The 11,836-nt window shown below is 60.8% G+C and carries 10 protein-coding genes and 1 tRNA gene; 2 read left to right on the forward strand and 9 right to left on the reverse strand.

The annotated features are described in order from the left end of the window. Position 1: 1 nt before the first annotated feature. Together AAF358_14995 and AAF358_15000 are read right to left on the reverse strand one after the other, a co-directional pair. Positions 2-631: a M28 family peptidase gene (locus AAF358_14995; GenBank protein ID MEM7706864.1), complete on the reverse strand. Its 630-nt coding sequence runs from the start codon at positions 629-631 to the stop codon at positions 2-4. Continuing rightward, complete coding sequence (locus AAF358_15000; protein MEM7706865.1) at positions 631-1,770, reverse strand: hypothetical protein; 1,140 nt, start codon at positions 1,768-1,770, stop codon at positions 631-633. The genes AAF358_14995 and AAF358_15000 overlap by 1 nt, the downstream gene beginning before the upstream one ends. Positions 1,771-1,922: 152 nt before the next feature. Here AAF358_15000 and AAF358_15005 point away from each other — a divergent pair. Then, positions 1,923-2,009 (forward strand) — tRNA-Leu (locus AAF358_15005). Between the two features lie 31 nt (positions 2,010-2,040). On the opposite strand, the gene AAF358_15010 is transcribed toward AAF358_15005, so the two are convergent. The 3 genes from AAF358_15010 to AAF358_15020 form a co-directional block, all read right to left on the reverse strand. Further along, complete coding sequence (locus tag AAF358_15010) at positions 2,041-2,430, reverse strand: hypothetical protein (protein ID MEM7706866.1); 390 nt, start codon at positions 2,428-2,430, stop codon at positions 2,041-2,043. A 77-nt stretch (positions 2,431-2,507) separates the two neighbouring features. After that, a complete protein-coding gene (locus tag AAF358_15015) occupies positions 2,508-2,849 on the reverse strand; it encodes a glycerophosphodiester phosphodiesterase family protein (protein ID MEM7706867.1) in 342 nt (113 codons plus the stop codon). 239 nt (positions 2,850-3,088) lie between these two features. Further along, on the reverse strand, positions 3,089-3,631 hold the full coding sequence (locus tag AAF358_15020) for an AAA family ATPase (GenBank protein MEM7706868.1): 543 nt from the start codon (positions 3,629-3,631) through the stop codon (positions 3,089-3,091). A gap of 134 nt (positions 3,632-3,765) precedes the next feature. Here AAF358_15020 and AAF358_15025 point away from each other — a divergent pair, with 134 nt between their 5' ends. Continuing rightward, positions 3,766-4,449, forward strand: coding sequence for an energy-coupling factor ABC transporter permease (locus tag AAF358_15025; GenBank protein ID MEM7706869.1), 684 nt, complete (start codon positions 3,766-3,768; stop codon positions 4,447-4,449). Between the two features lie 735 nt (positions 4,450-5,184). Here the strand turns inward: AAF358_15025 and AAF358_15030 are convergent. The 4 genes from AAF358_15030 to AAF358_15045 are packed head-to-tail and all read right to left on the reverse strand — an operon-like array spanning position 5,185 to position 11,834. Next, the gene (locus tag AAF358_15030) at positions 5,185-6,348 is read right to left on the reverse strand and encodes an ATP-binding protein (GenBank protein MEM7706870.1); all 1,164 of its coding nucleotides are present in this window, start codon (positions 6,346-6,348) and stop codon (positions 5,185-5,187) included. 42 nt (positions 6,349-6,390) lie between these two features. Beyond that, positions 6,391-10,209, reverse strand: a complete 3,819-nt coding sequence (gene cobN / locus AAF358_15035; GenBank protein ID MEM7706871.1) for a cobaltochelatase subunit CobN — start codon at positions 10,207-10,209, stop codon at positions 6,391-6,393. A gap of 3 nt (positions 10,210-10,212) precedes the next feature. Continuing rightward, positions 10,213-11,340 carry a cobalamin biosynthesis protein CobW gene (cobW, locus tag AAF358_15040; protein MEM7706872.1) on the reverse strand — a complete coding sequence of 376 codons (1,128 nt, stop codon included), beginning with the start codon at positions 11,338-11,340 and terminating at the stop codon, positions 10,213-10,215. Then, positions 11,337-11,834 (reverse strand): DUF1636 domain-containing protein, encoded by a 498-nt coding sequence (locus tag AAF358_15045; GenBank protein ID MEM7706873.1) that lies wholly within the window; start codon positions 11,832-11,834, stop codon positions 11,337-11,339. Before AAF358_15045 ends, cobW begins: the two co-directional genes overlap by 4 nt. Positions 11,835-11,836 lie beyond the last annotated feature (2 nt).

Below are 11,836 nucleotides of genomic sequence, written 5' to 3' on the forward strand. Positions count from 1 at the left end.
CTTAAGGCTGCCCTGCCCCCTCGGCGGGGTCTGCAACCTCCGCCAGCGCCGCTTTTCTCGCGGCCTCAAACTCGTCACCGGGTTTCCACTGCTGCATCTCGTCAGCGTTGGCGGCGATCATGCCGCAGTAAAACCCGAAGCGCGCGTCGTTGACCATCCCGTCGAAATTCCAATCCGCGGTGAGTTCGTCGCTGGGCTGGTGATAGTTGCGGGTGGTGTATTCACCCATCTTCCGTGCACCCCAGCCCTCTGGCTGCCCGATAAAGTCGGTGCCGCCGCTGAGGTATAGGGCGGGCACGCCGATCTTCGCCAGGCTGAACTGGTCAGAGCGGTAGAAAAAGCCTTTGTCGGGGAACTGGTCTCCCAGCACGACCCGGCCCTCCATTTTGGCCACCATGGCGGTCACCTCATCCAGGCTGGACTTGCCCTTCCCGATAAAGGTGATGTCGCGCGTGGCGCCCCAGATATTGCCGCTGTCGAAATTGACGTTGGCGGCGATCTTACCGGGGTGGAAGGTGGGTTCGCGGGCCAGAAACTTGGATCCCAGAAGGCCCTGCTCTTCGGCGCCGACAAACGCCATTAATATGGATCGCCGCGGCTTGCTTTGGGCAATCGCGTCCGCAATCGCCATCACCATGCCGGTGCCGCTGGGTTGTCTCGGGCGCCGTTGTAGATGCGGTCGCCCGGGTCACCGGCAAAGTTTGGCAAGCCGATACCCAGATGGTCGTGGTGGGCGGTAAAAACCACCACTTCGTCCGCCAGGGCCGGGTCGCTGCCCGGCAACAGTCCGAGTACGTTGGCGGACTGCACGCGGTTGATTTGATTGTTTAGCGTAATCGACGTGTTCAGATTCAAATCGACCGGCTCAAACTCCCGGGTTTTGGCCGCTTCGATCAGCTGATTGAGATCCTGGCCACCAAAGCGCACCAGCTTCTCGGCGGCATCGCTGGTAAGCCAGGCGGCGGCCTGGATCCGGGACTCATCTCCGGCCGGCAACTCAAACTGTTCGCCGGTCCAGGATGTCTGCACCACCTGCCAGGGATAGCCTGCTGACGGATCCGTGTGGATGATGATCGCGCCGGCAGCACCCTGCTTCGCGGCGCTTTCATATTTATAGTCCCAGCGGCCGTAATAGAGGCGCCGGTTGCCGGCAAACAGATTGTCATCCCAGTCCGGGTCATTGTTCAGCATCACCAGCGTTTTGCCGGTGAGGTCCTGGCCCTTGTAGTCGTCCCACTCATACTCCGGCGCCTGGATGCCATACCCGACAAACACCAGGTCGGACTCGGTGATGATCGACCGTTGGGCCTGGATGCCGCTCCCGACAATAAATTCTGTGCTCTGGATCAGATCGAGCTTTTCGCCGCCGGAGCTGAATGACCAAGTCGGCGGCTGGTCCGCGTTGATCCCAACCAGGTCGAACGCCTGCTCCCAGCTGCCGTCCGCGGCGCCAGGCTGATAGCCCATCGCCTCCAGTCCCTCAGCAATGTATTCGCGAGCTCTGACGTCGCCGTCACTCCCGGGACCCCTGCCCTCATAGGCATCGCTGCCGATTTCCGCAACAACGGTCCGAATCGCGTCGCCGGTGATTTTCTCAGCCGCAGCTTTGATGGCTGCGCTGACCGGCCCGGCTTCAACGGGCGTTGCTTCTACCGGCGCGGGTTCGGCTTGGGCGCTGGGTGCGCTGGGGTTGTCGGATTCAGAGGAACACGCTGCGATTAGCAGCAATAAAAGAGAAAGCGGCGCGGCCGCTCGGGGGAACTGTTTCATAAAAACACTCTCAGAAATGGTCAGAATGCGCCTCGGCGGCTTTGAGCCGGCCTCGTTTAGCGTTGCGCAATCCTACCTGCCGACGCACGAGCTGGCCAAGAGGGACATCGGCCCGAATGTTGGCTCCGATTGCGGTACACTGGCGCCGGCCTGCCCGGGTGGCGAAATTGGTAGACGCAAGGGACTTAAAATCCCTCGGAGGAAACTCCGTGCCGGTTCGAGCCCGGCCCCGGGCACCATTCCGCTGATCCTTTCTTGCCAGTCTCCGATTCAAGGCTGTTGAGATCTGACATCCACGGATGGCTGTTGATTGCATTCTTTGACCGCGGCTTCGACGTCTTGTGCCCGCATAACAGCGTCATAGGCAATCATTGGCAAATCGGTTGACAGCACGTCGAGAGGGCCTTTTGCCAGGCGGACAAATTCAATTGGATTACCCCCTTCCCGAAGGTCCTCGTCCAGCAACCAGAAAGAGCCCCAGGCTGTACTGACTCCCCGTCTGTTGAGGGCCCGCCACAGATCGGGGCGCCTGGCTTCAACGCCGGTCCACGCCATAAAGCGATCCCCCCTGATACCGGTTGCCGTGAGTTTGTCCAGCTGCTGCGTATCAACGATCTCAGCCGAAATTGTGAGGTTCTTATCAACAGCTGCGACCGTCATGGCGTCGGCTGAAGAATACGCTATAACCGCGGTAAAACTCTGCGCCTGAGCCGTTGCAACCTCTGCTGCGACTCGTCCTATCTCAACACCCGGCTAACATCCAGCTGGAGGATTGCGCGTCCGCGTGCCCAAGCTAAGGCCTGTGTCAGCGTTGGAATTCGAAACGACGTTTCCTTTCCGTTGTTGTCGATGAGCTTGAGAGCCTTGATCTGCGCAAGCGTTTTTTCGGCAACCGGCCCGTTGCCGGTTGTGGTTCGATCGAGCGTCTCGTCATGAAGGAGAACCAGCTGGCCGTCACTCGTTTTGCGTACATCGGTTTCGATGAGCATCGGTCCGTGTGCTAGCAGGTATGCAAAGGTCTCAATCGCATTTTCCGGATAACCTGGCCCTGGCCCACCCCGATGTCCGGTTATCAGCATGACGTCGGAATCCCGAAGACACGCAAGATAATCAGCAACGCTTTCGCCTGGGTTATTGATTGCCACCCTGGGTTCCGATTGGGCGATGCCGTCAGCAGACGCAAAATCCGCCGCTGCGGCGCAAAAGAAAGCGACGAGTAAGGCGGTTGCCGCAGGCCAGTCGAAAAATTTTGTGGGTGTCATACCACTCGGCCAAGGGAGTCTGAGCGGGGCGCGGCAAGCATTCTCTGCTAGTTGTTTCAAGTTGAGCATAGTTGTTCCAAAACGAAGTCAGCGCGCTGATCGACGCGGATCTTGGGTACTTCAATCAGTTCATATCCCAGCTGTTCGTAGGCGCGCGAAATCTCCGCGTGCAGTGCCCTCGATTCGTCCAACGTTTGTGGTCGCTCGTCGTCGTTGACGTAAATCTCTGGCCAGGGCGGCAGGATGAAGACCTGCTGGGCATAGGTGCAGTGATCGTGCGCTCTTTTCCAATGATCCGGTATTTCCAGGCCGCTATTGCGCAGATAGCCAAAGACATCGGGGAGTCCGCGATCAAAGAACACAATGCCGGCCTGAGGCTCAACCAAATCATGGTCGCGCAGCATCGCTTCAACGGCGAGGGCGGCAAACGCCGGTAGTGATTGCCAGGGCAGCACGCCGTCCTCGATTGCCATCTGCTCGCGGATAAGCCGCCGCGACACCTCCGGCGAGTGCGCGTAGCCCCGTAAAGTGAGCGCCTCGATGAGCGACGTTTTCCCGCTTCCGGGCCCTCCGGTGATGATGCATTTCTGGGTCGCCATCAGGCCGAAGCCAACGCGATTAGGTTCAGTTGATACCTCCGGAGAACCGTGCACCAAGATGCCGACCGGCGTAGACTTAACGTCTTGGGTACGGACTGACAGATCGTGCCTCTAAAGTACCTCAGGAGATTGGAATGCACATCGAACCGGGCGTCGTCGACGGCACCAAAATTTTGCTCTCGTATGCGACCGCGGCCGGTGCGGGAGGCCTCGCTGTTGCCATGGCCAGGGAAACCATCAAGAGCGACGGTGGTTTCGGGGCACTGATCACACGAAGCGTGCTGGCGACGGCATGCGTGTTTTGTTTTTTCGAGGTGCTGTTCAAATATCCTGTCGGCGTATCGGAGGTACATCTCATCCTGGGCGCTACGCTGTACCTGATTCTTGGTGCTGGCCCCACCGCCATCGGGCTTGCGCTGGGACTGCTGGCGCAGGGGCTGATATTTGCGCCTTTGGATCTGCCCCAATATTTTATGAACGTTACAACGCTGATCGTGCCGCTCTGGGCCGTTTCGCGTTTGTCCAGGCGCATCGTGCCTGTGGGCACCGCGTACGTTGATCTCCGATACCGACAGGTCTTGGCCCTTTCCGGAGTCTACCAGGGTGGCATCATCGCCTGGGTCGCGTTCTGGGCCTTCTACGGCCAAGGTTTCGGCGCGGAAAACCTCGCCAATATCGCAGCGTTTGGTGGCGCTTACCTGACGGTGATCGTGCTCGAGCCACTGATCGAACTCGCTGCGCTGGCTGCGGTAAAGCGCTTCGGGGATCTTTCGATCCCGCCGACGCTGCACACCCGTCGGCTTCGCCACGCCGGCTGAACTCAAATCACGCAGCAAACGTGAATGACTTGCTCTGAGTAGGTCGGCCGTCATCTCAGACCGTCGGCCACACCAGGTCACGAGCTCGAAGATGTGTAGCGCCCCAACGCTGAGCCAGTGCATGGCTGCGTCCAGCCGGGACAACGCTTTCTTCGCAGTCGACTAAGACACACCAGTCCGACTCCGGGGGCACTGGCGGGAGGCTTGAAAAACGGCCGTCACTCAGCAACCAGCAATGGATCCTTAACGCCGGGGAGCGGCTCCTAAGGCGCCGCATCGTCCTGTCTACCAGTTGAATTCCTGAGGACAGCGGCGTTCCGCCTCCGCCAGGGATGCGATCAATCCACTCTCGTATCCGAGCACCTGTCCCTGGCGCCTTCAAAAGCTGCGCACCGTCGCCGCCAAAGCTGATGACAACGAGCGGGTCGGCGCGTCGGTTGAGCTGGTCACACCAACCCGCCAGCAGCGCTTTGGCTAGCGCAAGCCCACCGTGGCGAAGCATCGACGCTGAGCAGTCGATCAAAAAAGCGTGGAGGGTTTGCTCCCGCCCCGACCGCTCACGATATTGCAGGTGGTCTTCCTCAAGCGGCTGCGGGCCTTTTTCGGCCAGTGTTCCAGGCCAATTAATAGATTCCTGAGAGCCGACTCGAGTTATTTGCAGCGGGCCCGGAACCCGCTTTGCTGACTGTTTGCTGTTCCTGGCAGCGGGCTCTGTCCGGGTGCCCCGTTGCCAGGTCAGGGCTTTTTTGGCGGTACCGGAATCGGCCGTACGCCCTTCACCGCGGCCCTGGGCGGGCTGCGGGGAGCGCGAAGCTCACCCCAATCGACGTCCGACGACCGATTGCTCGTTTCGCGTGTCGGTCCGTCAGCTGAATCGCCGGCCGATTCACCTGCGGATTGTTGCGGTGGCTCACCCGGTGTCGCCATGTCGGCCTCTGCAGGCTGCCCCGCCGACTTCGCTTGCGGGTGTTGCGTATGAATATCGCCCTCGTCTCTGTTCGTCGCCGCCTCGCGATTCGCTGGCAACCCGTCACGTCGACGGTGGGCCAACACCCAGGGCTCTACGCGGTTAAAGTCCATTTCCGTGATGTTTGTGCGGCCCTCAAGCGCGGCATGAGCGCGCGCGGCTCGCAAAAGCGTCAGGTCCGCCCGCACGCCTTCCACCTGGGCCTGGCTGCAACGCTCGCTCACCCGGGCGATCTGCGAGCTTGTGAAGTCCATGAGTTGCAGTTTTTTTCTCGCCGTGGACACCTGCTCGCGCAGCGCTGCCTCCTGTGATGCCTGAGCTTCGACGAAGGCCTTCGGGTTTTGATCGAAGGCGAGCCGGGTAGTCACGATGCGCTCTCGAGTGGCAAGGTCAGGTGCGTCTTCAAGCGCCACGAACAGCCCAAAGCGGTCGAGGAGCTGCGGTCGAAGCTCGCCCTCTTCGGGATTCATAGTCCCGATCAGCACTACGCGTGCCTCGTGAGAATGGGAGATACCGTCGCGTTCAATAATGTTGACGCCGCTGGCACTCACGTCCAGCAGCAGGTCAACCAGATGGTCAGCTAGCAGGTTGACCTCATCAACGTAGAGTACGCCGCCATGAGCCTGCGCCAGCAGCCCTGGCTGGAACTGCACCCCCGCACCCTTGAGCGCGGCGTCGATGTCCAGCGAACCGACCAGCTTTTCCTCGCTAGCGGCGAGCGGCAGATTCACAAAACGCCCGGCTGGCAGCAGCGCAGCGAGAGCGCGAGCGCTCGTGGACTTTGCGGTGCCGCGAGGTCCCTGGATCAGCAGGCCGCCGATCATCGGGTCAATGGCACAGAGCAGCAGCGCGCACTGAAGATCGGCCTGCCCCTGAAGAGCTGAGAATGGGAAGCTGACCCGCACCTCCGGGGCCTGTTTGTCGGCCGTCATTACTGGACTCCTCTCATGGCCTGCTCGATCCACGCACCTTGCCTACCCTTCCACCAGCTGTTCGGTTTCCAGCAGGTGCTGCTGGAGCGCCTGTTCGTAGGATCCAGGCTCTTGCCACAGGCCGCGCTGGATGGCTTCCAGCAGGCGCTCGCAGATGTCATGGAGTGCGTCTGGATTATGCGCCCTTAGAAAACCTCGGCTTTTGTCATCGATCACGTAGGCGTCGGTAACGGCTTCATACTGGTCGTCGCGCACCACGCGTGCCGTTGCGTCATAGGCAAAGAGATAGTCGACCGTCGCCGCCATCTCGAAAGCACCTTTGTAGCCGTGACGCTGCACGCCGGTAATCCACTTTGGATTCGTCACTCGCGCACGCATCACCCGACTGATTTCCTGCTCGAGCGACCTCACGCGCGGGGTTGCCGGATTGCTATGATCGCCAAAATATATCCGCGGCTGCTCGCCTCGGTAGTGGCGCACGGCGGCGGTCATGCCGCCCTGAAACTGATAATAGTCGTCCGAGTCCAGCAGGTCGTGTTCTCGGTTATCCTGGTTTTGCAATACCAGATCGATCTGAGCCAGGCGCGCAACAAACTGGTCGCGAGCGTCAGCGCCATAATCCTGCTGGCCATAGGCAAAGCCTCCCCAATTTCGGAAAGCACTTGCCAGATCTCCGTCGTCCTGCCAGTTGCGGCTATCGATCAACCCCTGCAGTCCTGCGCCATACGCGCCGGGTTTCGCGCCATAGACTCGAAAGCCGGCGATTCGCCGCGCGTCGTCTTCAGCAACCCCGTTGGCTCTGAGGGCCTGAGTCTCGGCAGCAATTCGCGCTCGGATCGGGTTATCTTCCGGGGCTTCGTTCAAGTCAGCAACGGCCTGAATGGCCGCATCAAAAAGACGGACGACGTTGGCGAAGGCATCACGGAAAAAACCCGACACGCGCAGCGTTACGTCAACGCGTGGGCGGTCGATCAGGTCCAGCGGCAAAATCTCAAAGTCGGTGACCCGATTGCTGCCGCTCGCCCACTTCGGGCGTGCTCCGATCAGTGCAAAAGCCTGTGCAATATCGTCTCCCCCCGTCCGCATCGTGGAGGTACCCCAGACAGAAAGGCCAATGGCACGCGGGTAGTCACCTTCTTCCTGCTGATACTTTTCCAGCAGCTGAGCGGCTGATTTCCAGCCGAGCAGCCAGCTGGTAGCCGTGGGGATGGCGCGCGTATCGACGGAGTAAAAATTGCGGCCCGTCGGCAAAACATCGGGTCGGCCCCTCGACGGCGCGCCGCTAGGTCCGGGCGGAACGAAGCGGCCGGACAGTCCGTTGATCAGCTGCGCAAGCTCCTGCTCCCCACAGGCGTCCAGCCGTGGAGCCAGATCCGACCAAAGACGTTTGAGCACCTTAGCGGTGGCGTACCAGCCGCGTTTCTCGGCTGAGTCTGGTGGGGCTTTCTCATCGATCAGGCTTTGCGCCAGGAGTTCCAGCCGCTCACGGGTGTGCCCACCGTTACGCCACCGGGTTCTTGTGTCCAGCGCCTTGAGTGCGACGGGCTGCGGCCCGGTCCAGGGCGCATCCCAGGTCGCGTCGAGCGGGTCGAAGTCGGTTGACTCAAGCAGGTCATCGGCAAGCGCTCGGATGAGGCTCGCGTTTTCTTCGGTGCCGCTGCCCGCCGGATAACGGGCCAGCGCGAGCAGCGTATCGCGCGACAGGCGGCCAGCGGGGGACTGGCCGAACACGTGCAGGCCGTCGCGGATCTGGCTTTCTTTGAGTTCGCAAAGGTAGGCGTCGGTGCTGTTGAGCAATGCCTGCTCGTCGTCGCTGCTGGCGGGTGCCGGTAGCCCGAGATCAGCGTGTAGATTTTGACCTAGCACGTGCTCCAGGATCTGCCGGCGAAGCAGCGTTGCGCGGCGTGGATCCATAGTGATTGCGTCATAGTATTCATCTAGAAGACGCTCGAGATCCTGCAGCGGCCCGTAGTTCTCCGCCCGCGTCAGTGGCGGCATCAGATGATCAATGATCACGGCCTGGGCGCGTCGCTTCGCCTGAGTGCCCTCACCGGGGTCGTTTACGATAAACGGATACAGGTGCGGTGTGGGTCCAAGCGCCAGGTCGGGCCAGCAGGTGTCGCCGAGGGCCACACTCTTTCCCGGCAGCCACTCGAGGTTGCCGTGTTTACCCACGTGGACGACAGCATCGCAGGCGAACACCTCCCGCAGCCAGCAGTAGAAGGCCAGGTAGGCGTGTGGCGGAACGAGGTCCGGGTCGTGATAGTTTGCCATCGCATCCAGGTGATAGCCGCGCGCGGGCTGGATGCCGACAAAAACCTGCCCGCAACGGAGTCCGGCGATCATGAACCGACCGTCACGCACCATCGGGTCATCCTCAGGGCGGCCCCAGCGGGCCACAATGGCCTCGCGATTGTCTGCCGGCAGGCCGGCAAAAAAGTTTTCGTAAGCCTCCATGGCGAGGCTCTGCAACGCTGGTCGCATGGGCCAGTTGCCGGGATCGTTTGTGACGCCGGATTTCAGGCGTTGCATCAGTGCGTCCCCGCTTTCGGGGATGGCGTCGACGGCATAGCCTTGGTTGAGAAGCCTGCGAAGGATCCCAACGACGGACGCCGGCGTATCCAGACCCACGCCGTTGCCCATGCGCCCTTCGCGGGTGGGATAGTTCGCGAGGATGAGCGCGATGCGCTTGTCCTCGTTCGGCTTGCGGCGCAGCACGCACCATGCCTCGGCTAGTCGCGCCACAAAAGCCAGCCGTTCCGCGTGCGGCTGATAGCGCACGACGTCAGACTCCGTGTGCTCGCAGTGGTAGGCCAGGCCTTTAAAGCTGACGGCTCGCGTAATGATTCTTCCGTCCACCTCTGGCATCGCCACGTGCATTGCGATATCTCTGGCCCGCAGCCCCTGTGCATCTTCCTCCCACGTATCTCGATTGTCGCCACTCATGATGAGCTGAAGCACAGGCAGGTCAGCAACCAACGAAGCTGGCGAGTCACTGTCCATTGTGCTCACCGCAAAGGCCGTACTGTTCAGCACAAGCTCGGCTTCTGCCAGCCCACATAATTCGCGCAGCGTGGATTGGCACAGTGGATCTTTCAGCGATACCAACGCAATCGGCAGAGGGTTAAGCCCTCTCTCCAGGAGCGATTCGCAGAGCGCCTCGAAGACCTGTGTATTTCCAGCCTGCAGGTGCGAGCGATAGAAAATGATCGCAACCACCGGTGCATCAGCGTGCCAGTGTTCGCGCCAGCTATCGATCGAAGCAAGCGGCACCGCCGGATGAAAAACCGAAATTGCCGGCAGCGGCTTAGCGGGTAAAATCGGAGCGTCGAGCTGAAAGAACTCACGCCCGATACAGGCATAAAACTGTCGCGCGTTGTCGGCACCACCCTCGCGAAGGTAGCGCCAAAGCTGGCGACAAAGCTCAGCGGGCGCTGTGCTCTTGGCGATCAGGTTGTCGTCTTCGCTGCCGTCACCGGAAAACATCACCAGCTGGATGCCGCGATCGCGGCAAAGGCGCACCAGACATTCCGTTCCGTAGGGCCAATAGCTTTCCCCGCCGAGATGATCGACCACAATAAGCTTGGCGTGCTGAAGCACCTCATCGATGTACAGGTCGATAGACGCGTGCTGTCGAAGATGCAGTAGGTTGGCGAGCCGAACTTCCGGATAGGCAGCCATCCAGGGCGCTGGTTCGCGATCCGACTCAATAGAATCACGCGCGGGATGCATGGCCGCTAGCAGCCCGAGCGTGGTGTCGGCGGCGCTTAGGATCACTACCTCTGCGGGTGTTTGCCCCAGGCTCGTGGTCACCGTCTCGTCGTCGACGTACCCTCCGGGTTTTGCGGCCAGCAGGTGCAAAAATCAGCGCTCCTGCTGCGCTGCGGCTGGCGCCAACGCGGCTTCAAGCGCGCCACGGTCCAGGTGGCGGCCAATGAAAACAAGACTACTGTACGGCGTCTCGTCGTCTCTCCAGCGCCGGTCGAAATAGTTTTCAAACCGCCGCCCCACCCCGTGAACAACCAGACGCATCGGCTTGTTGGCGAGCGCGACGAAACCCTTCACTCGATAGATGGTGTGTGTTTCGACGAGTGTCTGCAAAGCTGCCTGCAGACGATCTCGGTCCATCACCGGCAATCCAATCACCAGCGAGTCAAAGTGGTCATGGCCATGATCATGATCATGATCGTGGTCATGGTCATGGTCGTGGTCGTGGTGGTGATCGTGATGGCTGGGGCGCAAATGGATCTGCGTCTCAGCCTCGCAGTTAAGGCCAAGCATCAGGCCGAGGTCCACGCCGCCAGCATCGCTGTGCACCACCTTCACCGGCGCCGGCACCTCCTTTCGCACCATCGCTTCGACCTGCTCACTGGTTCCGGCGTCGACGATGTCCGTCTTACTGAGGATCACCAGGTCTGCGGCGCTGAGCTGATCCTCAAACAGCTCGTGCAGTGCGGGATCGTGGTCAAGGTTTGGATCGGCGGAACGCTGAAGCTCGACCGCGCCCGGATCAGCGGCAAACCGCCCCTCGGCTACCGCGGGCGTATCCACGACGGTGACCACCGCATCCACGGTGCAGGCGTTGCGGATTTCGGGCCAGTTGAAGGCCTGAACTAGCGGTTTGGGTAAGGCAAGGCCGGAGGTTTCGATCAGGATATGATCGATCTCGTCGCGGCGCTCAACAAGTTCACGCATGACGGGGAAGAACTCCTCCTGCACCGTGCAGCACAGGCAGCCGTTTGCCAGCTCGTAAAGCTGACCACCCTGCTCTCCGCCAGCGTCACTGTCGTCTTCACAGCCGAGCCCGCAGCCGCGCAGGATGTCACCGTCGATACCGAGTTCACCGAATTCGTTCACAATTACGGCAACCCGCAAGCCGTCGTTGTTGTTCAGCAGATTTCGCAGCAGCGTCGTTTTACCGCTTCCGAGAAAGCCGGTCACAATCGTTGCGGGAATCCTCTGGTGTGTCTTGCTCCCGAGGGTGCTGGTCATGGTTCCTGGTTCTCCTGGTTGAGCGTTGGCAGCACCGGAAAACGGGCGACAAATTTGCCTCGCACGCCATCCGGCCATTGTTTGAACGGAACTTCACCGGTGTGTGAGGCCCGGTAAAGCAACGCGTAGTCGATCAGGGTTTGTACGCTGGCCGAGTCGGGCTTGAGGTCACCCACCGTGTAGCCGATTTTGCCGAGGCCGCGCACCTGTGCAGTGCAGCCACGCTTGCAGGCCATCAGACAGCGAAAGGGATGTACCTCAAGGTCAGCCAGCGCCGCGGCGCGCTGCATTTCGACGTTGTCTGTCGCTGCCTGGGTTTCGCGGCTCAATGCTCGCGTGAGCGACTCTCCGAGCCGCTTGCCTGGCCGAACCGCATCCGGGTTTTCGGCGTCGTAGCCGCACGTCTCGCAGACAAAGATGACGGTCGGCGTGCCGCTTGCCGCGTCGTTTACGCCCTCTTCGGAGTTGGCGGCTGCGGATTCATTTGATGCCAAGG

This window comes from Pseudomonadota bacterium, assembly GCA_039033415.1.
Classification (GTDB): domain Bacteria; phylum Pseudomonadota; class Gammaproteobacteria; order Xanthomonadales; family SZUA-38; genus JANQOZ01.

Bases quoted from the DNA above. Each gene is read 5' to 3' on its own strand.
- AAF358_14995 (MEM7706864.1), bottom strand. From the start codon at position 631: ATGGCGATTGCGGACGCGATTGCCCAAAGCAAGCCGCGGCGATCCATA.
- AAF358_15020 (MEM7706868.1), bottom strand. From the start codon at position 3,631: ATGGCGACCCAGAAATGCATCATCACCGGAGGGCCCGGAAGCGGGAAA.
- cobW (MEM7706872.1), bottom strand. From the start codon at position 11,340: ATGACCAGCACCCTCGGGAGCAAGACACACCAGAGGATTCCCGCAACG.
- AAF358_15025 (MEM7706869.1), top strand. From the start codon at position 3,766: ATGCACATCGAACCGGGCGTCGTCGACGGCACCAAAATTTTGCTCTCG.
- AAF358_15010 (MEM7706866.1), bottom strand. From the start codon at position 2,430: ATGACGGTCGCAGCTGTTGATAAGAACCTCACAATTTCGGCTGAGATC.
- AAF358_15000 (MEM7706865.1), bottom strand. From the start codon at position 1,770: ATGAAACAGTTCCCCCGAGCGGCCGCGCCGCTTTCTCTTTTATTGCTG.
- AAF358_15030 (MEM7706870.1), bottom strand. From the start codon at position 6,348: ATGACGGCCGACAAACAGGCCCCGGAGGTGCGGGTCAGCTTCCCATTC.
- AAF358_15015 (MEM7706867.1), bottom strand. From the start codon at position 2,849: ATGCTGATAACCGGACATCGGGGTGGGCCAGGGCCAGGTTATCCGGAA.